This is a genomic window from Mesorhizobium sp. SARCC-RB16n (assembly GCF_008520305.1).
Classification (GTDB): domain Bacteria; phylum Pseudomonadota; class Alphaproteobacteria; order Rhizobiales; family Rhizobiaceae; genus Mesorhizobium.
This window is the reverse complement of the sequence record NZ_ML703266.1, coordinates 229,091-250,463: the sequence shown is the minus strand read 5'-3', so window position 1 is coordinate 250,463 and position 21,373 is coordinate 229,091. Positions and strand designations below refer to the sequence as shown.

26 protein-coding genes, 1 tRNA gene and 1 pseudogene are annotated in these 21,373 nt (G+C 61.6%); 17 read left to right on the top strand and 11 right to left on the bottom strand.

Going from position 1 to position 21,373, the window contains the following annotated elements; translation table 11 throughout:
• Positions 1 to 38: 38 nt before the first annotated feature.
• The 3 genes from gor to rpiA all read right to left on the bottom strand — a co-directional run bounded on the left by gor (position 39) and on the right by rpiA (position 2,887).
• Positions 39 to 1,430: a glutathione-disulfide reductase gene (gor, locus tag C7I87_RS14580; protein WP_149904864.1), complete on the bottom strand. Its 1,392-nt coding sequence runs from the start codon at positions 1,428 to 1,430 to the stop codon at positions 39 to 41.
• Positions 1,431 to 1,548: 118 nt separating this feature from the next.
• Positions 1,549 to 2,169, bottom strand: a complete 621-nt coding sequence (locus C7I87_RS14575) for a DUF2059 domain-containing protein (protein ID WP_149904863.1) — start codon at positions 2,167 to 2,169, stop codon at positions 1,549 to 1,551.
• Positions 2,156 to 2,887: a ribose-5-phosphate isomerase RpiA gene (rpiA, locus tag C7I87_RS14570; RefSeq protein WP_149904862.1), complete on the bottom strand. Its 732-nt coding sequence runs from the start codon at positions 2,885 to 2,887 to the stop codon at positions 2,156 to 2,158. The genes C7I87_RS14575 and rpiA overlap by 14 nt, the downstream gene beginning before the upstream one ends.
• A gap of 254 nt (positions 2,888 to 3,141) precedes the next feature.
• On the opposite strand from rpiA, the gene C7I87_RS14565 reads away from it, so the two are divergent.
• The 3 genes from C7I87_RS14565 to C7I87_RS14555 all read left to right on the top strand — a co-directional run bounded on the left by C7I87_RS14565 (position 3,142) and on the right by C7I87_RS14555 (position 4,659).
• Positions 3,142 to 3,825 (top strand): phosphoglycolate phosphatase, encoded by a 684-nt coding sequence (locus C7I87_RS14565; protein ID WP_149904861.1) that lies wholly within the window; start codon positions 3,142 to 3,144, stop codon positions 3,823 to 3,825.
• A gap of 139 nt (positions 3,826 to 3,964) precedes the next feature.
• Positions 3,965 to 4,039 (top strand) — tRNA-Val (locus tag C7I87_RS14560).
• 359 nt (positions 4,040 to 4,398) lie between these two features.
• Entirely contained in the window at positions 4,399 to 4,659 is a 261-nt protein-coding gene (locus C7I87_RS14555; protein ID WP_149904924.1) for a PepSY domain-containing protein, read from the top strand.
• Positions 4,660 to 4,857: 198 nt separating this feature from the next.
• Here the strand turns inward: C7I87_RS14555 and C7I87_RS14550 are convergent, their stop codons facing one another.
• On the bottom strand, positions 4,858 to 6,741 hold the full coding sequence (locus tag C7I87_RS14550; RefSeq protein ID WP_149904860.1) for a L,D-transpeptidase family protein: 1,884 nt from the start codon (positions 6,739 to 6,741) through the stop codon (positions 4,858 to 4,860).
• 211 nt (positions 6,742 to 6,952) lie between these two features.
• A pseudogene (locus tag C7I87_RS14545) lies at positions 6,953 to 7,060 on the bottom strand (SDR family oxidoreductase); the annotation flags it as partial.
• A gap of 133 nt (positions 7,061 to 7,193) precedes the next feature.
• Here C7I87_RS14545 and C7I87_RS14540 point away from each other — a divergent pair.
• A complete protein-coding gene (locus C7I87_RS14540; protein WP_149904859.1) occupies positions 7,194 to 7,589 on the top strand; it encodes a rhodanese-like domain-containing protein in 396 nt (131 codons plus the stop codon).
• 12 nt (positions 7,590 to 7,601) lie between these two features.
• Here the strand turns inward: C7I87_RS14540 and C7I87_RS14535 are convergent, their stop codons facing one another.
• A complete protein-coding gene (locus C7I87_RS14535; protein WP_149904858.1) occupies positions 7,602 to 8,513 on the bottom strand; it encodes an alpha/beta hydrolase in 912 nt (303 codons plus the stop codon).
• A gap of 47 nt (positions 8,514 to 8,560) precedes the next feature.
• On the opposite strand from C7I87_RS14535, the gene C7I87_RS14530 reads away from it, so the two are divergent.
• The gene (locus C7I87_RS14530) at positions 8,561 to 9,013 is read left to right on the top strand and encodes a MarR family winged helix-turn-helix transcriptional regulator (protein WP_149904857.1); all 453 of its coding nucleotides are present in this window, start codon (positions 8,561 to 8,563) and stop codon (positions 9,011 to 9,013) included.
• A 23-nt stretch (positions 9,014 to 9,036) separates the two neighbouring features.
• Here C7I87_RS14530 and C7I87_RS14525 read toward each other — a convergent pair whose 3' ends face one another.
• Positions 9,037 to 9,648, bottom strand: a complete 612-nt coding sequence (locus tag C7I87_RS14525) for a pyridoxamine 5'-phosphate oxidase family protein (protein ID WP_149904856.1) — start codon at positions 9,646 to 9,648, stop codon at positions 9,037 to 9,039.
• A 63-nt stretch (positions 9,649 to 9,711) separates the two neighbouring features.
• Positions 9,712 to 10,065 (bottom strand): gamma-butyrobetaine hydroxylase family protein, encoded by a 354-nt coding sequence (locus C7I87_RS14520; RefSeq protein WP_149904855.1) that lies wholly within the window; start codon positions 10,063 to 10,065, stop codon positions 9,712 to 9,714.
• Positions 10,066 to 10,261: 196 nt separating this feature from the next.
• On the opposite strand from C7I87_RS14520, the gene moaA reads away from it, so the two are divergent.
• From moaA to C7I87_RS14460, 12 genes are all read left to right on the top strand, one after another.
• Positions 10,262 to 11,257, top strand: a complete 996-nt coding sequence (gene moaA / locus C7I87_RS14515; protein WP_149904854.1) for a GTP 3',8-cyclase MoaA — start codon at positions 10,262 to 10,264, stop codon at positions 11,255 to 11,257.
• Positions 11,258 to 11,310: 53 nt separating this feature from the next.
• Positions 11,311 to 11,784: a hypothetical protein gene (locus C7I87_RS14510; protein WP_149904853.1), complete on the top strand. Its 474-nt coding sequence runs from the start codon at positions 11,311 to 11,313 to the stop codon at positions 11,782 to 11,784.
• A 137-nt stretch (positions 11,785 to 11,921) separates the two neighbouring features.
• Positions 11,922 to 12,281 carry a hypothetical protein gene (locus C7I87_RS14505; protein ID WP_149904852.1) on the top strand — a complete coding sequence of 120 codons (360 nt, stop codon included), beginning with the start codon at positions 11,922 to 11,924 and terminating at the stop codon, positions 12,279 to 12,281.
• A gap of 179 nt (positions 12,282 to 12,460) precedes the next feature.
• Entirely contained in the window at positions 12,461 to 13,381 is a 921-nt protein-coding gene (locus C7I87_RS14500; RefSeq protein ID WP_149904851.1) for a DMT family transporter, read from the top strand.
• 51 nt (positions 13,382 to 13,432) lie between these two features.
• Complete coding sequence (mobA, locus tag C7I87_RS14495; RefSeq protein WP_149904850.1) at positions 13,433 to 14,065, top strand: molybdenum cofactor guanylyltransferase MobA; 633 nt, start codon at positions 13,433 to 13,435, stop codon at positions 14,063 to 14,065.
• Entirely contained in the window at positions 14,062 to 14,571 is a 510-nt protein-coding gene (mobB, locus tag C7I87_RS14490; RefSeq protein ID WP_149904849.1) for a molybdopterin-guanine dinucleotide biosynthesis protein B, read from the top strand. Before mobA ends, mobB begins: the two co-directional genes overlap by 4 nt.
• Before the next feature lie 158 nt (positions 14,572 to 14,729).
• Positions 14,730 to 15,515 carry an ABC transporter substrate-binding protein gene (locus C7I87_RS14485; RefSeq protein ID WP_149904848.1) on the top strand — a complete coding sequence of 262 codons (786 nt, stop codon included), beginning with the start codon at positions 14,730 to 14,732 and terminating at the stop codon, positions 15,513 to 15,515.
• Between the two features lie 73 nt (positions 15,516 to 15,588).
• Entirely contained in the window at positions 15,589 to 16,305 is a 717-nt protein-coding gene (locus tag C7I87_RS14480; protein WP_149904847.1) for an ABC transporter permease, read from the top strand.
• On the top strand, positions 16,302 to 17,126 hold the full coding sequence (locus tag C7I87_RS14475) for an ABC transporter permease (RefSeq protein WP_149904846.1): 825 nt from the start codon (positions 16,302 to 16,304) through the stop codon (positions 17,124 to 17,126). Before C7I87_RS14480 ends, C7I87_RS14475 begins: the two co-directional genes overlap by 4 nt.
• Before the next feature lie 123 nt (positions 17,127 to 17,249).
• Positions 17,250 to 18,119, top strand: a complete 870-nt coding sequence (locus tag C7I87_RS14470; RefSeq protein WP_149904845.1) for an NAD(P)-dependent oxidoreductase — start codon at positions 17,250 to 17,252, stop codon at positions 18,117 to 18,119.
• Positions 18,120 to 18,125: 6 nt separating this feature from the next.
• Entirely contained in the window at positions 18,126 to 18,890 is a 765-nt protein-coding gene (locus C7I87_RS14465; protein WP_149904844.1) for a DNA alkylation repair protein, read from the top strand.
• 52 nt (positions 18,891 to 18,942) lie between these two features.
• A complete protein-coding gene (locus C7I87_RS14460; protein ID WP_149904843.1) occupies positions 18,943 to 19,509 on the top strand; it encodes a DUF3299 domain-containing protein in 567 nt (188 codons plus the stop codon).
• A gap of 9 nt (positions 19,510 to 19,518) precedes the next feature.
• Here C7I87_RS14460 and C7I87_RS14455 read toward each other — a convergent pair whose 3' ends face one another.
• From C7I87_RS14455 to C7I87_RS14445, 3 genes are all read right to left on the bottom strand, one after another.
• The gene (locus C7I87_RS14455) at positions 19,519 to 20,010 is read right to left on the bottom strand and encodes an Lrp/AsnC family transcriptional regulator (RefSeq protein ID WP_006205209.1); all 492 of its coding nucleotides are present in this window, start codon (positions 20,008 to 20,010) and stop codon (positions 19,519 to 19,521) included.
• A gap of 108 nt (positions 20,011 to 20,118) precedes the next feature.
• The gene (locus C7I87_RS14450) at positions 20,119 to 20,736 is read right to left on the bottom strand and encodes a uracil-DNA glycosylase family protein (protein ID WP_373424698.1); all 618 of its coding nucleotides are present in this window, start codon (positions 20,734 to 20,736) and stop codon (positions 20,119 to 20,121) included.
• Positions 20,733 to 21,344 (bottom strand): glutathione S-transferase, encoded by a 612-nt coding sequence (locus C7I87_RS14445; protein WP_149904841.1) that lies wholly within the window; start codon positions 21,342 to 21,344, stop codon positions 20,733 to 20,735. Before C7I87_RS14445 ends, C7I87_RS14450 begins: the two co-directional genes overlap by 4 nt.
• Positions 21,345 to 21,373: the final 29 nt, after the last annotated feature.

Sequence of the window (21,373 nt, the reverse complement as noted above, 5' to 3'; positions counted from 1 at the left end):
CGGCCAAGGCTGGCGGCGGCGCGTCGACAGGCGAGGCGTCAGATGCGCTCGCCGTCCTTCACCCGATAGGTCGGCTTGTACATGGTGACGAGCTCCTCGGCCGCGGTCGGGTGCACGGCCATGGTGCGGTCGAAATCATCCTTGGTCAGCCCCGCCTTCAAGGGGATGCCGAGCAGCTGTGCCATTTCGCCGGCATCCGGCCCCAGTATGTGGGCGCCGAGGACCTTGCGCGAAGAACCATCGACGACCAATTTTATCAGCATCTTTTCGTCACGGCCCGACAGCGTATGCCGCATCGGCCGGAAACTGGCGCGGTAGATTTCGATATCGGCGAAGCGCTTGATGGCGTCGTCCTCCGACAGGCCGACCGTGCCGATTTCCGGCTGCGAGAACACGGCGGTCGCGATCGTATCGTGGTCGGGCGCGGTCGGATTGCTCTTGAACGCCGTTTCGACGAAACACATGGCTTCGTGAATGGCCACTGGCGTCAGCTGCACGCGGTTGGTGACATCGCCGATCGCCCAGATATTGTCGATGTTGGTGCGGGAATAGTCATCGACCTTGATTGCACCGGTCGCGGCGGTCATCTCGATGCCTACGCCTTCCAGGCCCATATTCTCGGTGTTGGGGATGCGGCCGATGGCCAGCATCACCTGGTCGACCGTCAGCACCTGACCGCTGATGAGCTGCGCGTCGAGCCGCCCGTCCGGCCGCTTGCTGACCGATTCGGAGACGGAATGGCAAAGGATTTTTATCCCCTTCTTTTCCATAGTCTCATGCAGCGTGCGCCGCAGATCCATGTCGAAACGGCCAAGGATTTCCTTGCCGCGATACACGAGCGTGGTGTCGACGCCGAGCCCGTGGAAGATGTTGGCGAACTCGACCGCGATATAGCCGCCGCCCTCGATCATGATCGCCTTCGGCAGTTCCTGGAGGTCGAAAGCCTCGTTGGAAAAGATGCAGTATTCGTGGCCGGGCAGTGCCGGATGCGCCGCCGGACGGCCGCCGGTGGCGATCAGGATCTGATCGGCGGTGACGGTGCGGTCCTCGCCCAGGAGATGGATCACGTGCGGGTCGACGATCATCGCCCGCGAATGAAAGGTCTCGCCGCCCGAGCCCTCGACATTCTTCTTGTAGATCGCTTCCAGACGGCTGATCTCGCGGTCCTTGTTGGCGACCAGCGTCTGCCAGTCGAAACTGGCTTCCGGCACCGTCCAGCCATAACCGGCAGCGTCGGCAAAATGCTCGGGAAATTGCGAGGCGTAGACATAGAGCTTCTTCGGCACGCAGCCTCTGATGACGCAGGTGCCACCGAAGCGGTATTCTTCGGCGATGCCGACGCGCTTGCCAAGCGCTGCCGCGACCCGCGCCGCCCTCACCCCGCCGGAGCCGCCGCCGATGACGAAGAGGTCGTAGTCATAACCGGCCATGAAGCGGCTCCTTGAACGCCAAAATGTGAATGACAGGTAGGCCGCAAACCATCAAAAGAAAAGCCCGGACAAGCCGGGCTTTACAGATGGCTGCAAAGGCCGCCTTTGAAATGCAGGATCAGTTCTGCGTGCCGTCGGCAGGAGCCGAACCGTCCGCGGGTGCGGCGCTATCCGCCGGGGCCGCATTGTCGGCCGGAGCGGCGCTATCGGCGGGCGCGGGCGCGGGCGGCGCCTTCGCTTTTGCCGCCGCCGCCAGCGTTTCGCCGACCTGCTGGGCAAGATCGCGAGCTACGCCGTTCTGCCAGATGTCGGCGGCCTTGACGAGGTCGCGCGTCACGGTCGGGCCGCTGTCGAGCAGCTTCTTGCCTGACTCCGAGTTGTAGAAGGCCGCGATGTCGGAGAGTTCCTTTTCGGAAAACACCTTCGCGTAGGCAAGAGCCGCTTCCTTCTCGAGGTCCGCGCGGCGCGAGGCAAGCGCCAGCGCCTTCTCGCTGATCGTCTTGCCGATCAGCTCCTGCATGTCAGGATTCTTCTGGATGAGCTGCGATTCGAGCGCCGCCGCCGCCTGCGGCAGGATGTTGTCGAACGGGTCGGTCGCATGAATTGCCTCGACCGCTGCCCGGGCCGCCTTCAGGTGCGATTCCGTGACATCCTGCGAAAACGCCGGCGAGGAGAAGGCAAAGACGGCCGAAGCCGCCAGAACGGCGCAAAGGCTGCGAACCCGGTTATGCAACATCATGATCGGTAGAACTCCCTGGTTTTCGGGCGGCATGGACGGTTTGGATACCGTCGCCGCCGGCGATGATGGCCGCTGACGCCAGCCCGATGAAAAGACCATGCTCGACCACGCCCGGAATGGCGTGGAGAGCATTCGAAAGCGCTCTTGTATCCGGAATGCGGCCAAAAGATGCATCGAGGATAAAATGGCCGCCGTCTGTAACAAAAGGCTGGCCTCCCGTCATCCTCAATGTCACCGGACCGGAAAGGCCGAGATTTCCAGCCGCCACGGCCACTGCGATCTCGGTCGCGCGCAGGCCGAACTGGTTGACTTCGATGGGAAGAGGAAACCGGCCGAGCGTCTCGACCATCTTCGAACTGTCGGCGATGACGATCATGCGCTGCGAGGCAGCGGCCACGATCTTCTCACGCAGCAGCGCACCGCCGCCGCCCTTGATCAATGTCAGTTCCGGGTCGACCTCGTCGGCGCCGTCAACGGTGAGATCGAGCTCGGGTGTTTCCTCCAGCGTCGACAGCGGTACGCCGAGTTCGCGGCACAGCGCAGCAGTGCGTTCCGAGGTTGGCACGCCTGTTATGGTCATGCCGGAGGCAACTTTATCAGCGAGCAGCCGCACGAACTCCTCGGCAGTGGTGCCGGTGCCGATGCCAAGCCGCATGCCGTCGCTGACATGGGCAAGGGCCGCCCGCGCGGCCTCGACCTTCAATTGCCTCGCATCCATGCTGCTTTGCTGCCCCGAAACCGAATGCTTGTCGCCCAAAAGTGACCTGGGTCTTGGGAAAACGACATGCATGAAACAAAGATCCAAAGCGCGTCGCATAGGTCCGTTTCGACGCGACGCGCTTTAGCATTTCGGGCTCCTAGCATTTTTGCAGGCCGGGTCAAAGCCCTTGGCGGCTGCGCCACCAGTCTGCTTGCCTTAACGCGTCGCAGCCGCTATCGCCTGCCGATGCACAAACCTGCTTAGGATGGATCATGAGTCGCCCGATCATCGTGTTCGACCTCGATGGAACGCTGATTGACACGGCGCCGGACCTGCTCGACAGCCTCAACCATAGCCTGGCGGCCAGCGAACTGGCGGCCGTCGACGAGGCCGGCTTCAAACGCTTCGTCGGCCATGGCGGCCGGGTGATGATCGAACGGGCGCATGCCGCGCAGCAACGATCCCTCAAGGTTGAGGAGCACGACCGGCTACTGAAACTGTTCCTCGATCACTACACCGACAATATTCCGGGCAAATCCCGTCCCTACCCCGGCGTGATCGAGGCTATAGCCCGCTTTGAGAAGGCCGGCTATCTGCTGGCCATTTGCACCAACAAATACGAAGCCAATTCGCTGGCGTTGATCGAGGCGCTCGGCCTGACCAGGCATTTCGCGGCAATTGCCGGACAGGATACGTTCGCGTTCCGCAAACCCGATCCGCGTCACCTGATCGAAACCATCAAACTGGCCGGTGGCGATCCGCACCGCGCCTTGATGATCGGCGATTCGCAAACCGATATCGACACCGCCAAGGCCGCCGGCATTCCTGTCGTCGCCGTCGATTTCGGCTACACCGACCGTCATGTGCGCGAGTTCGAGCCCTCGGCGGTAATATCGCATTTCGATGCATTGACGCTCGATCTGGCGCAAGGGCTGATCGGCGCCGCCGCCCACTGAGCGCCGGCAGTGAAAATGTCTCCCGAACGGGCTCCGGCGGGACAGCAAATCCGATCTGTGTGAGAACACCAGACACTGCCTTGACTTAACGGTCCGGCCTCCCTTATATCGCGGCTCGCTTGGCCTTCGGGCAACGAGCGGGCGATTAGCTCAGCGGGAGAGCACACCCTTCACACGGGTGGGGTCGCAGGTTCAATCCCTGCATCGCCCACCATTTTCCTTCCTGATTTTACGACATAAACGAAGCAGTAAACAACCTCTATGACGACCCCGAAGGGCGCTCGTCACCGGCGGGCGAAGTCCGGGCGGAGGAGGCAGAGGTTCGTCCTCCTCAGAAATAGACGGATTCGTTATTGCCCCTCATAGCGGCATTGCTGGGGTAGAGGGCGACATAATTTCTACTATTGATCATCGCTCTCCGTGGAATGCGCCACCTCCTCATTGCCGGCAGTACGGGGGGTGGCGGCGGCAAAGACTTTGAGCTTCATCTACGGAAAGCTGCGGGCAATCTGCTTCCAACGGAACAAACGGCTGCTATCGGGCGTTTCTTCCCGTTCAAATGTGAGGGAAATCATGTGCAGATTGGTTCTCGTGACCGGAATGGCGCTGCTTTGTGGTGTCGGTTCGGCCTTTGCCGCCGATGACAAGCCGTTATTGCCGCCGCCCAACGCCAAGAAATTGTCTGAGATCCTTGCCAAGGTCGAGCAGCGTGACGGATTTCGCTATGTGAAGGAAGTCGATTGGGACAGCGGTGCCTACACCGTCACCTACTACACTTCAGACAAGGCAAAGGTCGAAATCACCTACGACCCGGTAACGGCCGAACCCAAATAGGGACGCGGGATGCACATGTTCTTTGGCGGCCGCCGCCGCTGGACGCTTCGCCTTGATCGAGCGACAAGGTACGTTGGAAGATAGCGCTGGGCAGACATCGGCATCATCGCCGCCGCCTGTCTGGTGGCCGGGCTGGTCTATTGGCTGATCGCCGGGCGCGACGCCGGTTTCCGGCGCCCGCTGTCGGAGAGTTAGCGATTAGCTCGAAGGTGAGCGCACCGCCTCGGTTGCGTCCATGGCCTGCTTCAGCCGCGAGTCGCGGTCGTAGACGTCGCTGAAATACTCGACCTTGCCGGACATGTCGGGCCAGGCGGTGAAATATGCGACATAGACCGGGATCTTGCGCGTCACATCCTCGGTCGAGTGTCCGTGCTTCAGCTTCTCCGCGATATAATCGACAGAGGTGCCAAGCACCGCCGCCGCCATGCCGCGCGGATCCTGCAGGCGCACGCAGCCATGGCTTAGCGCGCGCATATCCTGCTTGAAGAATGATTTCTGCGGCGTGTCATGCATGTAGATCGCGTGCTTGTTGGGGAACAGGATCTTCAATTCGCCCAGCGCATTGGCCTCGCTCGGCTGCTGGCGCACATTGTAGGGAATGTTGGCGCCATACGCGCCCCAATTCACCGCCGACGAAGGGATGTGCTTGCCGCGTGAGTCCGTCACTTCATAACCGGCCCGGTCGAGGTAGCCGGGATCGCTGCGCAATCTCGGCAGCATTTCGTTGACGATGATCGACTGCGGCACCCCCCAGTAGGGGTGGAAATCGACCTGCTTGATCTGGTCGTAGAAGAAGGCCGTCTGGTTGGTGACCCGGCCGACGACGGCGCGCGTCTTCAGCTTTTCCTGGCCGTCGTCAATGTAGCTTGCGGTGAAGGCAGGCTGGTTGATGAAAACACGCGGACTGCCGAGATCGGACGGAAGCCAGCGCAATTCTTCCAGCGCCACCTCGACCTTGAGCAGCCTGTCGGCTTTCGATGTCCCGGCCAGTGTGGCGACGGTGCGCGGTCCGATGACGCCGTCGCCCTTCATGCCCTCCTTCTGCTGCACCGCCTTGATGAGCGGGACCAGTTCGGGAACATAGACTTCGCTGGTTGCCAGCCGCGACAGGACTTCACCATAGCTGCCGCCCATCTCGTCATCGAGATTGCGCGCGATCAGCGCAAGGATCTTCGGCAGTTCGGGGCTGGTTTCGCCTGGCTTCAGCAGCAGCTTGGGATCGACGACGATCTCGTTCTCGGCGCTCGCCTGCAGCGATTCCAGTTCGACGCGCAGCGCCTGGTACTCTGCATTCTGCGGATGGCGCGATTCAAGATAGGTGCGAACTTCCTGTGTATGCGCCAGTGTTTTCAGCACGCCCACCATGTCGAGCGGCTTGGCCGGGAAATCGTAGTAGCCGGTCATGCGATTGGGCTCGACACGGCCGTTCTGGGCGTCATGGGCGTAGCGCAGGACTCGTGCCGACAGCGCCATCTCGAAACGGACGAGTTCCTTCAGCTTGGCTGCGTCGTCTGTCGAGGCCGAACTGGCGGCTGGCACATCGACGGTGTAGTCGGCAGGCATGAGGCCGTAGCTTGCAGCCTCGCCAAGCACTCGCACGGCATCCTGCGCGCGGTTGTTGGGGCTGGTTCCGCTTACCCAGATGAAATCCGGGTTGGCCGAGTAATAGGCGATCAGCGTCTTGGCAATGTCCGGCTCGGCATAGAGTTCGTAGTCGCTGAGGCCGGCAATGGCATCGTGGAAAGCAGCCCCCGTGGCAGATGGAACGAACGCGGCGTCCTGCGGCGTCGCCGGCTGGGGCGCTGCGGACAGCGTCGAGAAGTCGACGCGCACGAGCTTGTCGGCCTTGTAGGTGTAGTAGGACGGGCTGCTGATCTTCGCGCCGCCGCCGCCATCCGCCGAGGCTTTGGGTCTGTGCTTTGGCGGAGGAGGTGGAAACTCGCCCTTCGGCCCATGCCTGACGCCGCCGCCGAACAGCATGTCGAAAAGCCCTTGGGCTCCTGCCTGAGGCATGCCGAAAGCCAGCGTCGCCGTAATCGCCACAAGCGGCATCACGGTTGCTTTTGTACCGAGGAATTTCATGGATCACCCGCTCCGGTCGCAACCGGTTCCCGTTCCGCACGCTAGACCGTCTCGCTCACCGCATGGCGGATGTAAGGCGCGACTATACCGATTCATACCGATTTCGTTAAGCTTTCATAAATTTCGGCGGGCCTGTTGCAGAACGGTTTCACAACATCGTGACGGCCGGAACGATCGAACAGTAGCTCCGGCCGCGGGGATCCTGGCGTCTTCAGGTGGTTGCGCCGCCATCGATGGTCAGCGCGGCTCCGGTGACGAAACGGCCCTCCGGTCCGGCGAGCCAGGCAACCATGCCGGCAATGTCCTCCGCCTTGCCGAATCGCGGGTCGACGGTGGCCGGGGCAATGGCCGCCTGGAAGACCATGGCCGGCACCGTCGAGGCGTGACAAACACCGTTCGTTGTGCTCGAAATTCGACTTGCCAGCAAAAAGCCTGCGGCCGGGAGGGACGACGTGAAAAAAGGGTATCGCGAACTGCTGGATGAGGCCAACGCCGAGATCGAAGTGGTCTCGCCCGAGGAAGCGGCAGGACTGCTTGAGGACGAAGACACCATTTTCGTCGATCTTCGCGATCCTCGAGAGATCGAACGTGACGGCAGAATTCCCGGCGCCAGGCATGTCACCCGTGGCATGCTGGAGTTCTGGATCGATCCCGAAAGCCCCTATCACAAGCCCTTCTTCGCTTCCGGAAAGAGCTTCGTCTTCTTCTGCGCCGGCGGCTGGCGTTCGGCGCTGGCCACAAAGACGGCGCAGGACATGGGGCTTTCGCCGGTCAAGCATATTCTCGGCGGCTATACGGCCTGGAAGGCAGCCGGATTGCCCGTAGAGCCCGGGGAAAAGAAGAAATAGCCTGAATGCCGCTCAGTGGAGCAGCGACGGCCCGCGCTGCATGGTCACGAAGCCGACGGCGCGTTCAACCACGCCCTTGTCGGCCAGAATGCGGCGATGGCCGAGCCCCTCGGCCCAGTGCAGCCGCACATGGTCGCCGGCACCGGCATAGCGTTGCGCGTGTTCAGCCGGCACCTCCCGATCATCAGGGGCGTGGATGACCAGCGTCGGCACGGGCGCCTGGGCGAGTTGGCGGTCACCGGTGAATTCATGCAGCGGCCGGCCGGAGAGATACTCGACACGGTCGGCCATGGCGACCTGCGAGCGGGGACCGACATTGAGCATGCGGCTGAAATCGGCGAAGATTGCCGGCAGCGAGCTTGGCGCCGCGATCAAGACAAGACGTCCGGCCGCCAGCGGCGGGATGTCCTTGACGGAGCCGGCAATGGCATTGGCGGCAACGGCGCCTCCGAAGGAATGGCCGACCGCGGCCACGAACGGCCCGAACCATTCGCCGGCCACTCTTGCGGCTTCGACGGCGTTGACCATGTTCAGGTGCCTGCCCTGCGAATGACCATGACCGGGAAGATCGAGCGAGACGACCCTATAGCCGGCAGCGCGAAAACCCTCGATCAGCACGCGCATATATTCGGTACGCGAGCGCCAGCCATGGATGATGAGGACAGTGCCGGCAGGCTCGCGGCCCGGCTCGGGGCGAAATTCATGCACCATGACGCAGCCGGTCGCGGTCTTCAGCCGATGATGCCGCGCCTCGGTCATGAACTCCGCGGCGCGGTCGATGGCGCGGCGCTCGCCATCGGTAAACGTCCTGGTGCTTGGCGTACGGCAGAACAATTCGAAAGCCGCGCGTCCGGTTATGCGCGGCGCGACATGTTCGGCCGCACCAAACACACCTCGGATGACCTTCAGTCCGAATGATGCCATAGTGGGAATCCATCCATACGTTCAAGCATGAACATAATAGTTCAAAGATGAACAATAAACAAGAGCTACCCTGGGACAACCCGCGTTTTCGCAACTGGGTCGCGGTGGCGCGCGCCTGCCATGTGCTGGAGCGCACGCTGGCGGTGAAACTGGCGCCGCTCGACCTGAAGCCGGCGCAGCTCGACGTGCTGATGAACCTCTACCGCCATCCCGGCATGTCGCAGCACGACCTTGCCCGCAAGCTGCTCGTGGGCCGCTCCAACATCACCATGCTGTTGCCGCAGTTGGAGGCGCGTGGCCTGCTGCGGCGCGAAGGCGATGAGAAGGACAAGCGCATCTTGCGGCTTACGCTGACCCAAGCCGGCGAGGCGCTGCTGATGCAGGCGCTGAAAGTGCATATGGCGCTGATCGAGAAGGCGATGAGCCAGTCGACGCCGGAACAATGCGACATGATCGGCGAGCAGATGCGCAAGATCTATGACGTGCTGAACGAGGCGTGATCGGCCTTTCCTGCCCCAACTCACTACCACATCGATTTTTTCGCCCGCTCCGGCCATTCCCTGTCGTAGGTTTCGCCGTCGATATTCTTGCGGCTGGTGATTTCCAGGATTTTTCCGGGTGTCGGCAGCGACTTCGGGTCGACATGTCTCTCCGGATTCCAGAGTTCCGACCGCACGATCGCACGGGCGCACTGGAAATAGACCGAATCGACATCGATCACGGTCACCGAACGCGCTGGCTTGCCCTCGATGGTGAACGACGCGCAAAGCGCGGTGTCGGTCGTGATATGGGCCCGGCCGTTGATGCGTAGCGTCGTACCGGAGCCCGGCACCAGGAACAGCAGGCCGACGCGCGGGTCGCGGATGATGTTCTTCAACGAATCGGCACGGTTGTTGCCGCGCCGGTCCGGCATCATCAGTGTTTTCGCATCGATGATACGCACGAAGCCGGCGAGATCGCCGCGTGGCGAACAATCCAGCCCCTCCGGACCGCTGGTCGCGAGCGCGACGAAGGGCGAGGCTTCGATAAAGGCGGCGTATTCGGGAATGATATGGTCGAGTTCCTTGACCACTGAGGCTTCGCCGGGCAATCCGTAGAGCGCTTCGAGTTGTTCGACTGTGGTGATGACCGACATTTTTCGTCTCCCGATCCGCCGCCCCTACTCTCGATCGATGACGTTTTGACGACGCAATGACGGCTAACGATCGCGGCTCAAGCCTTTCTCGGCGAGCTCCGCGAGATAGGCGCCCCAGCGCGCGTCCTTCTCGTGGCCGAGCGTGTGGAGGTAATTCCAGGTGAAGATGCCGGTGTCATGGAAATCGTCGAAGGTGATGCGCACGGCGTAGTTGCCGACCGGCTCGATCTTCAGGATGGCGACATTGCGCTTGCCCGGAACGGTGACGCGCTGGTCTGGCGAATGGCCCTGTACCTCGGCGGAGGGCGAGGCTACGCGCAACAGCTCCGCCGGGAGTTCGAAAGGAGGGTGATTGGGAAAGGTGACCGACAGAAGTTTGCGGTCCTTTGAGACCCTGAGTTCTTTTGGCGCGGTCATGCTGTTTGATCCCGTATCCGTTTCTCTTCCCCTACGCCGCTTCGCCAAACGGGAAAAGTCCTGATAGACGACCGACACATCGTGTCGGCCCCGGGATGTTACCAAAGATCGAGAAGCAGTATCTTGAATGGCGGGCTGGATCGTATCACATAGCCATATATAACGGCGCCGATAACAGCCACGGAAACGCTCGAACATGAACATGATCGACCCCTTCGGTCGCACGATCAGCTATCTCAGAGTGTCGGTCACCGACCGCTGCGATTTCCGCTGCACCTATTGCATGGCCGAGGATATGGCCTTTCTGCCCAAGAAGGACCTGCTCTCGCTGGAGGAACTCGACCGGCTCTGCACCGTGTTCATCGAAAAGGGTGTCAGGCGGTTGCGCCTCACCGGCGGTGAACCGCTGGTGCGCAAGAACATCATGCATCTGGTGCGCCAATTGTCGCGGCACCTCGAAAGCGGTGCGCTGGAAGAATTGACGCTGACCACCAATGGTTCCCAGCTTTCGCGCTTCGCGGCCGAACTCGCCGATTGCGGCGTCAAACGCATCAATGTTTCGCTCGATACGCTCGATGCCGACAAATTCCATGCCATCACCCGCTGGGGTCATCTCGACAAGGTCATGGCCGGCATCGACGCGGCTCAGGCGGCCGGATTGAAAGTCAAGCTCAACGCGGTGGCGTTGAAGGATTTCAACGACGCCGAACTGCCCGAGATGATGCGCTGGGCGCATGGCCGCGGCATGGACCTGACCGTCATCGAAACCATGCCGATGGGCGAGATCGACGCCGACCGCACCGACCAGTATCTGCCGCTGTCGCTGCTGCGCGCTTCGCTCGAGCGCCAGTTCACGCTGACCGACATCCCGTTCAAGACCGGTGGCCCGGCCCGCTATGTCCAGGTCGCCGAGACCGGCGGAAAACTCGGCTTCATCACGCCGATGACACATAATTTCTGCGAAAGCTGCAACCGTGTACGGCTGACCTGCACTGGCACGCTCTTTATGTGCCTTGGCCAGGAAGATGCGGCCGATCTGCGCGCGCCACTGCGCGCGTCCGAGGGCAACGAACTTGTCGCCGACGCCATAGACGAAGCCATCGGCCGCAAGCCGAAAGGTCATGACTTCATCATCGATCGCCGCACCAGCCGTCCATCGGTGTCACGGCATATGAGTGTCACAGGCGGCTGACCTTCTCGCTTGACTGTGCCAGAATTGCCCCGCAATCGGCTTCGGGGCGAGACATGCGGCAGCTCCTTTCAATCGTGACATTTCTCGTCGTGGTCTCGGCGGGCACCACGTTTGCCGCGCAATCCACCTACGTGAATGAACGCTTCGGCACCGTCTGCACCTTTCCCGACGACACCTTCACCGATCGCCAGCCCGAGCCTGAAAATGGCGACGGCCAGGTGTGGCTGAGCGCGGACGGCGCCAGCCTGACATGCTCCGGAATATTCAATGTCGATGACGACACGCCGAAGGGATTCATTGCCGGCGAAAAGGCGAGCAATGAGCCGGGCTACAAGGTCACCTACGGCAAGGCCGGCAGGGACTGGGCGGTGCTGTCAGGCATGGAGGATGGAAAGATCTTTTACGAGCGGCGCCTGTTTGGCAGGGATGGCGTCATCCGCACGGTCTGGATCGACTATCCCCCGGCGCTGAAATCAAAATATGATCCGCTGGTCGGAGCCATCGCCGGCAGCCTCAAGGGGCCGTGAACCGTAGCTGGTCATGAGTATTTTAGCCACACCGCAAACAAATCTTTGTCCGCAAAGGTCCGTCTGATTTACTGGTGACGGTTTCCCGCCTAGCGTCCGTTCCGCAGCGGTTCATCGCTTTCTCGGGGGATTACATCATGCGCAAACTTCTTCTCTCTTTCGCCTTGCTCGGCCTGGCCGCCCTGCCTGCGGCCGCCCAGTCGATCGGCGGCACTTACACCGTCGCCGGCACCAATTTCGACGGTTCGTCCTATGGCGGCGAAGCGACCATCACGCTGACCAGCGGGACCACCTGCACGATCCACTGGGAGACCGGCGGTTCTTCTTCCGATGGCATCTGCATGCGCAACGACAACGCATTCTCCGCCGGCTACGCAATGGGCAAGGATATCGGCCTCGTCGTCTACAAGGTCGAGGATGACGGGTCGCTGCATGGCCTGTGGACCATCGCCGGCAAGGAGGGGAATGGCACCGAGGTGCTGACCCCCAAGAAATAGACGACGCCTCGTCTGCACCAATGTCGGGAGGCGACGCCGCCTTCCGACAGAATTCGTGCCTGATCCGGGATGATTTCGCGTCGGCGAAGATGGATATCCGGTCCTGGCCCAGCCCTTTGCCGTTGCTGTTTCATGGCCGGCTGTTACAGGCTTGCTTGCCAAAGCAACCGGTAGGTGTCTTGCCCCTTTCCCCAAATCTTCGCGGCGCGTTGTTCATGGTGGTGGCGATGGTTGGCTTCACGCTCAACGACGCCATTACCAAATACTCTTCCCAGTCGATGAACATGGCGCAGGTCATGCTGATCAGAGGGGCGTTCGCCTCGCTGTTCGTCGGCCTGCTGGCTTGGCAACGCGGCGCGCTTGTCCAGCCTCGCCTGATGCTGCAGCCGCTGGTGGCGATCCGCGTGCTCAGTGAAGCGGGCGCCACGGTGTCCTTCCTGGTCGCCCTCGCCCATTTGCCGATTGGTAGCGTTTCGGCCGTCTTGCAAGCATTGCCGCTGGCGGTGACGATGGGCGCAGCGCTGTTTTTCGGCGAAGCGGTCGGCTGGCGGCGCTGGCTGGCGATCGCTATCGGTTTTGCCGGCGTTATGATCATCGTGCGGCCGGGTTTCGAGGGCTTCAGCGTCTATTCGCTGGTGGCGCTAGTATCCGTCACGTGCTGCACGGCGCGGGACCTCGCCACCAAGCGCATCCCCCAGGCCATCCCGACGATGCTGGTCTCGACCGCCACCGCGCTTGCCATGACTGTTGTCGGCGCGTTTCTGTTGACGCCGATGGGCGGCTGGACACCGATGACCGGCAAAAGCACGGCGCTGCTGGCGCTGGCGGCAGTGCTCGTGCTGATCGGCTATCAATTCATCATCATGGCGATGCGTTCGGGCGAGATCTCCTTCATCGCGCCGTTCCGCTATACGGCGCTCCTCTGGTCGATACTGCTTGGCCTGATCATCTTCGGTGACATACCGGACATGCCGATGATCGCCGGCGCAGCAATAGTCGTCGGCTCCGGCCTCTATACGCTTTATCGCGAGCGCGTCGTCGGTCGGCGAAGGATCGTCGCCGAAAGCACGAGGCCGGCCATGGCGCCGGATGGAATCTAGTCCCTTGAAGTCGCTTGCGATTTCCCGCGGCTGGCGTACAGGCTGGGTGGTATGAAGCGGGATATCACGGGGATCATTCTGGCGGGCGGCCAATCGAGTCGGATGGGCGGTGGCGACAAAAGCCTGTTGCCGCTTGGGGACGGCTGTGTGCTCGACCAGATCCTGTCGCGATTTGGTCCGCAGTTCGAGACCGTGGCGCTTAGCGCCAACGGTGACCCAGCACGGTTTGCCCGTTTCGGGCTGCCGGTGCTCGCCGATACCGTCGAAGGCTATGCCGGACCACTTGCCGGAATTCTCACCGGCCTGGAATGGGCCGCTGCCGGCACGCCTTGCACGGCGATCGTCACCGCTGCTGGCGATACGCCTTTCCTGCCGCTGGAGCTCGTCGATCGTCTAGCGGCGGCAGTAGGTGAACGTTCCGGTTCGATCGCAGTCGCTTTGTCGGCAGGCAGGCGGCACCCGACCTTCGCGCTATGGCCGGTCGGATGCCGCGAAGCCTTGCGGCATTTCCTGGTCGATGAGGACAACAAGCGGGTTTCGGCCTTCATCGAGCGCCACGGTCATGTCGAGGTGGAATTCCCGGTCCTGCAATCGGCAGGGCAACCCATCGATCCTTTCTTCAATATCAATTTGCCGGACGATCTTGCTCATGCCGAACACCTGTTGCAGAGCATGACATCATGAACAGACGCGTCTTCGGCATCACCGGCTGGAAAAACTCCGGCAAGACCACGCTAACCGAGAGGCTGGTCGCCGAGCTCGTGCGGCGCGGCTGGAAGGTCTCGACGGTCAAACATGCCCATCATGATTTCGACATCGACAAGCCGGGCGCGGACAGCTTCCGCCACCGGCAGGCCGGCGCCACCGAGGTTGCGATCGTGTCCGGCAATCGTTGGGCGTTGATGCACGAGTTGCGTGGCGAGCAAGAGCCGCCGCTGGACGCCATCCTCTCGCGGCTCGCCCCATGCGACATCGTGCTGGTAGAAGGCTACAAGCGCGAACCCCACCGCAAGATCGAAACGAGGCGGCTTCAAGCGAAGGACCAGACACCGCTTTCGGCAAGTGATCCCAATATTGTCGCCGTCGCCGCGGATTTCGCCATCACCGACCAAAGCCTGCCGGTTTTCGACCTCGACGACGCAAAATCCATAGTCGACTTCATCGAGCGAACGACCGGCCTCGTTGCTTGAGAAGTAACGTAACGGCAGAAGCCCATTACCGATTTTGGCGGTTTTGCAGTTGCTTTTTTCTTGGAAAGAGTGGGAGTATCGGCCCAGCGGGCGGTCAAAAGCACCGCCCCACAGAGCCGTTTCGGAACGACGGCCGGGACCATAAAGAGAGGACTATCATGCGTATTGCACTGCGTATCGCGCTCGCCGCATCGGCTGCGCTGCTGACGCTCGGCGTAGCCCAGGCCCAGGAAAAGACCCTGCGGATCGGCACAGAAGGCGCCTACCCCCCGTTCAACAACCTCACTGCCGATGGCCAACTTGTCGGCTTCGACATCGACATCGCCAAGGCGCTTTGCGATGAAATGAAGGTCAAGTGCACCTTCGTCGCCCAGGACTGGGACGGCATCATTCCCGCACTTCAGGCCGGCAAGTTCGACGCGATCGTCGCCTCGATGTCGATCACGCCGGAGAGGAAGGAGAAGGTCGACTTCTCGCACAAATACTACAACACGCCGTCGGCGATCGCCGTGCCGAAGGATTCGCCGCTCAAGGGTGTGACCAAGGAAGACCTCGCCGGCAAGACCATCGGTGTGGCCACCACGACGACGCATTTCAACTATGCCTCGAAGACCTATACCGACAGCACCGTCAAGGGCTATCCGAGCAGCCCCGAGGAGCAGGCAGATCTTGCCAATGGCCGTCTCGACGCCATCGAGGATGATATCGTCGTGCTGCAGCAGTGGCTCGATTCGCCTGACGGCGCCTGCTGCAAGATTCTCGGCCAGCCTTCGCCGCAACCGGTCGAAATCTTCGGACCCGGCGCCGGCATCGCCGTTCGAAAGGGCGATACCGACCTGGTCAACAAGCTGAATTCCGCCATAGACGCCATCCGCGCCAACGGAAAATATAAGGAAATCAACGACAAGTACTTCAAGTTCGACGTCTACGGCGCCGAGTCCTGATAATCATTGCCAAGGCGGCAGGGGTCTCCTGCCGCCTTTCATCTCAGGAGCGCCGTGGGGATAAGACCAATCAATGCCAGCCCAAAGCATATGGACACTGCTCAGTTGGGGACCGGAGGGCTGGAGTGACGATATTGCCTATGGCGCGTTGGTCACCATCGCGCTTGCCCTTGCAACGCTGCCGATCGGTCTGACGATCGGCTTTTTCGTCGCCTGGGCCAAGCAATCCGAAGAACCGTCGCTGCGGGTGGCCGCCAACATCTACACCACCGTGTTTCGCGGCCTGCCGGAACTGGTGACGCTGTTCCTGTTCTTCTTCGGCATGCCCATCCTGCTGCAATACGTCATCCGCCTTTTCAAGCCCGAGGCGACCATCGACGTCGACAGCTTCATCGCCGGCATGATCGTGCTGTCGCTGATCTTTTCTTCCTATGCCAGCGAGGTGTTTCTTTCCGCCTTTCGCGCCATTCCCAAGGGCCAGTATGAGGGCGGCTATGCGATCGGCTTGTCGACGTGGCTGACCATGCGCAAGGTGATCCTGCCTCAGCTGCTGCGCATCGCCTTTCCCGGCCTCGAGAATTGCTGGCTCAGCCTGCTCAAGGACACCGCCCTGGTCTCGGTCGTCAACCTCGCCGAAACCTTGCGCAATGCTGGCGTGGCCGCGCGTGTCACGAAACACGCATTTCTGTTCTACAGCGTGGCCGCGCTGGTTTTCCTCGTTCTGGCGATCCTGTCATCGATCGCGACCGGGTTCATCTTGCGCTCGCTGGGACGGAGGGAGGCACGATGAGCGTCAGCCAAGCCATCTCCGTTGAACGGCCGCCGCCGCGGGCGCGCGGCTGGCCGCGCACCCGTATCATCGGGTACGCGCTGGTCGGCCTCTGGATTCTCTTCGGCCTCGGTATCCTCGCCTATCTCGTCTATGCCTGGAATGGCGAGTTCTTTGCCAGATATGCGCCAGCCTATCTGCAGGGCCTGTGGACCACGCTGTCGCTCGTTGCGATTTCGATGGTGGCCGGTGCGCTCTTTTCGCTGCCCGTCACCTATGGCCGCATGTCGAAGAACCGGCTCTTGTCCGGCCTTGCCTATTGCTACGTCTATTTCTTCCGCGGCACGCCACTGCTGGTCCAGGTCTACCTCGTCTACTATGGCTTGGGCTCTTTCCGGCTGCAGCTCGAGTCCGTCGGGCTGTGGTGGTTCTTCCGCGAAGCCTTCAACTGCGGCGTCTTTGCCTTCGCGCTCAACACCGCCGCCTATCAGGCCGAGATCCTGCGCGGCGCCATCGAAAGCGTGCCCAGGGGCCAATGGGAAGGAGCCGCCTCGCTCGGCCTGCACAAGCTGCAGACGCTGCGCAAGGTTGTCCTGCCGCAGGCGTTCATCGTGGCGTTGCGGCCCTACGGCAACGAACTGGTTCTGATGATCAAGGCTTCGGCCATAGTCGCCATCATCACGGTCTATGACCTGATGGGCAATGCGAAGCTCGCCTACGCCAAATCCTTCGACTTCCAGGCCTATGTCTGGGTCGCAATCGTCTATCTGGTGATGGTCGAAATCCTGCGCCATGGCGTTGAATGGATCGAGCGCCGGATCACGATCCATCTACATCGCTGACGCGTCGTCGAACCGTTCCTGATCGGCCTGTACCAGTCGATGCGGCGGTGCACGCCTTGACGAATTCGTCGCATGGCCTAGAGCTTCCGCAACTGAAATCTCGTTTCGCCGGAAGGACAAGGCATGGCATCGGTCGCATTTCTCGGTCTTGGCGTCATGGGCTATCCCATGGCCGGACACCTGAAGAACAAGGGCGGCCACGACGTCACCGTTTACAACCGCACAAGCGCCAAAGCCGAACAATGGGTCGCTCAACATGGCGGCAGTCTTGCAGCGACGCCGGCACAGGCCGCCGAGGGCAAGGACTTCGTCTTTTCCTGTGTCGGCAACGACGACGATTTGCGCTCGGTAACCACAGGGCCCGAAGGCGCCTTCAAGGCGATGAAGAAAGGCTCGATCTTCATCGACAACACCACGGCCTCGGCTGAAGTCGCGCGCGAACTGGCGGAAGCCGCGCAATCGGGCGGGTTCTCATTTCTCGACGCGCCGGTCTCCGGTGGCCAGGCCGGCGCCGAGAACGGCGTGCTGACGGTCATGGTCGGCGGCGATGAGGCTGCCTTCGACAAAGCCAGGCCGGTCATCGACGCCTATGCCCGCATGGTCGGGTTGATGGGATCCGCGGGCGCCGGCCAGCTTACCAAGATGATCAACCAGATCTGCATCGCCGGACTGGTGCAGGGACTTTCGGAAGGCATTCATTTCGGCAAGAAGGCCGGGCTCGACATCGAGAAAGTCATCGAGGTGATTTCCAAGGGTGCGGCCGGCTCCTGGCAGATGGAAAACCGGCACAAGACCATGAATGCCGGCAAATATGATTTTGGTTTCGCTGTCGACTGGATGCGCAAGGACCTTGGCATCTGCTTGGCGGAGGCCGACCGCAATGGCGCCAAGCTGCCGGTGACCGCGCTTGTCGACCAGTTCTACAAGGACGTGCAGGCAATGGGCGGCAAGCGCTGGGACACGTCCTCGTTGCTGGCCCGACTGGAGAAGTAGCACACCATGTCCCTGCCCGCTCCAGACTGGACCGCGCAGGAGATCATCGCCCATCTGCGCTCGATCGGAACCGAGGAAAATCGCGCCGGAATGGCGCGGTTCGGCATCAACACCGCGGCCGCGCTCGGCGTCGGCAATTCCGATTTGCGGCCGTTGGCGCGCAAGGTTAAGCGCAGTCATGAGCGTTCCCTGGCGCTGTGGGACAGCGGCGTTCGCGAGGCGCGGTTGCTGGCGGCGTTCACCGGAGAGCCGAAGAAGATCACCATCGAACAGTGCCGGCGCTGGGCCGGCGATTTCGATTCCTGGGAGATCGTCGACAGTGTCGCGGATCTGTTCGCCGCAACATCGTTCTGGCGCGAGCTGATCGAGGAGTTCGCCGAGGACGATCGCGAGTTCGTCCGCCGCACCGCCTTTGCCATGCTGGCTTGGAGCGCGGTGCATCTGAAGACGGACCCGGACGCGACTTTTCTTGCCTGTCTGCCGCTGATCGAGGCGCATGCCGGCGATCCGCGCAATTTCGTCAGAAAGGCGGTGAACTGGGCATTGCGGCAAATCGGCAAACGGTCGCTGGCGCTGCATGCTCCCGCCCTTGCGCTGGCGCAAAGACTGGCGGCATCGCACGACAAGACGGCGCACTGGATCGGCAAGGATGCTGTCAAGGAATTGACCGATGCCAAGACGCTGAAACGGATCGCCGCCAGGAAAGCTGAGACTGTCGGCATCCATAAGACCGACATGGCCGGTTCTCGCCAACATGGGATGCGCCCCTGACGTTGACCTGGCTGGGAGCAGCGTCTTTACTCCGGCCAAAGGGAAGCGGCCAATGAGCAGCCATTTCAAGACCGCAGCGCTCGCCGGTGCCTTGTTTGTGTCCTTTGCCGCAGGTGCTTCGGCCGAGACCGCTCACATACTCTGGAAAGATCTGCGCCCGGCCACACAGGCGGTCGCCGAAGACGCCGGCTTGCCGATGATCGCGGCAAAACTGCCCGATCATGGCGAGACGCTGTCGGTCAATTTGCAGGATAGGACGATACAGTTAGCCGGCTATGCATTGCCGGTCGATCGCGACGGCGACCTCGTCTACCAGTTCCTGCTGGTGCCGTGGACAGGTGCGTGCAGCCACATGCCGACGCCTCCCCCCAACCAGATCGTGCTGGTCACGCCAGCTCATCCTTACAAGATGTCGGAAGCCTACCAGCCAGTCGCCGTGACCGGCGCCCTGAAGCCGGACATGGAGAAAAGCCAGTTGTTCATTCTCGACGGCGTCAGCGTCATCCAGTCCGGCTATGCCGTGCGCAAAGCCGATGTCGTGGGCGTCGACACGGTTCCGGACTCCGTCGTATTGCCGGTGAACTCGCCCTGGAGTTTCCTCAACAAGAAGAAGAATTGAGCAGCGGGCTCAGGCCGCGTTCGCGCCCGACTCCTTGTCCAGCACCATATAGTCGAGCGGGATTTCGGTCGTGTACTTGATCTGCTCCATGGCAAAGGACGACGACACGTCCCGGATCTCGATCTTGGCGATCAGCCGCTTGTAGAAGGCGTCGTAGGCGGCGATGTCGGGCACCACGACGCGCAAGAGGTAATCGACGTCGCCACTCATGCGATAGAATTCGACCACCTCTGGAAATTCTTGGATGACTTCGGAAAACCGGCGCAGCCACTCATGGCTGTGCGAATTGGTGCGGATCGACACGAAGACGGTGACCCGCACATTGACCTTTTCGTGGTCGAGAATGGCGACGCGCCGCTTGATGACGCCCTCTTCCTCGAGCTTCTGGATGCGCCGCCAGCACGGCGTCGTCGACAGGCCGACTTTCTTGGCGACGTCGGCGACCGCGAGCGTCGCGTCCTCCTGCAGGAGGCGGAGAATTTTTCGGTCAAGGCGGTCCATCGGAGGCTCCTGGTGGAATGGTTTCGCTATATTCCCTTTTGTTTGGGCCGTTCACAAGAAAGAAATTCTGCCACTTGCGTCGAAAGCGAGTGATTTCTTGCTGAATGCCTAACCCAGGCGATAGCGGATTTCCGACCGCAGGAAAGGCAGCAAATCCATTTCAAACCATGGATTCTGCTTCAACCAGCCAGTGTTGCGCCAGGATGGATGCGGTAGCGGCAGCGCTTTGGGGCCGACAGAATCCTCCCAGATGGCGCGCCAATTCATCACCGTTTTCGTCAGAGAAGGGCGGCGCGCCGAGCCCATGTGCCAGGTCTGCGCATAGATGCCGATCGTCAGCACCAGATCGATCGATGGCATCAATGCCATCAAGGGCGCGCGCCAGGCAGGGGCGCACTCACGCCTCGGCGGCAGGTCGCCGCCCTTGGCGTCTTGTCCAGGAAAGCAGAAGCCCATCGGCACGATGGCGAATTTCTCGATGTCGTAGAATTCGTCGCTGGTCACACCGAGCCAGTTGCGCAGGCGGTCACCGGAAGCGTCGGTGAAGGGCATGCCCGACAGATGCACCTTGGTTCCCGGCGCCTGGCTTGCGATCAGGATGCGGGCATTGGACGAGGGTCGCAGCACCGGGCGAGGCTGATGCGGCAGCGGCTTGCCGACGGGATTGTCGACGCAGATGCGGCAGGCGCGGACCGTCGCGGCGAACTTGTCCAGTTCGACGCTCAAGCGGCTGCACTCGGCCGGCTGGAGACAGCCTGATGCCAACGCAGCACGTTGGTGCACTCCTCCGGGACCTTGATGCGTGCCGGCTTCATGAAGTCGATCGCGATCAGGCCGGTGATGTCGGCAATCGAATAGCTGTCGCCGGCGGCGAATTCGCGGCTGCCCAGTTCAGCGTCCAGCAGCCTGAGAAAATCCACCGCCTTCGGCTTGTTGGCCTCGCCCCATTCGGGAATCTGCGGGATTTCCCATTCCTTCATGGCCGGATGGATGTGGCGGAAAGCCTGCGCGACGCTGCTGAGCAGGTTGAACTCCATCCGCCTCTGCCACATCTCGACCTGCGCCTTGCCAAGCGCGCCGCGCCCGAACAATGCCGGCTCGGGATAGAGTTCCTCGAAATAGCGGCAGATAGCAACGGATTCGGTGAGGATGGTGCCGTCATCGAGCTCCAGAACCGGCAGGCGCCGCAGCGGGTTGCGCGAACTGACCGACTGCTGCTTGTGTTCCAGCGCGCCCATGTCAATGGGGACCAACGGAACCGTGATCCCCTTCTCGGCGAGGAAAACGCGAACACGCCGCGGGTTGGGCGCACGACCGCCGTCGAACAGCTTCATTTCGATCCTCCTTTTCCTTTCGCCAGACA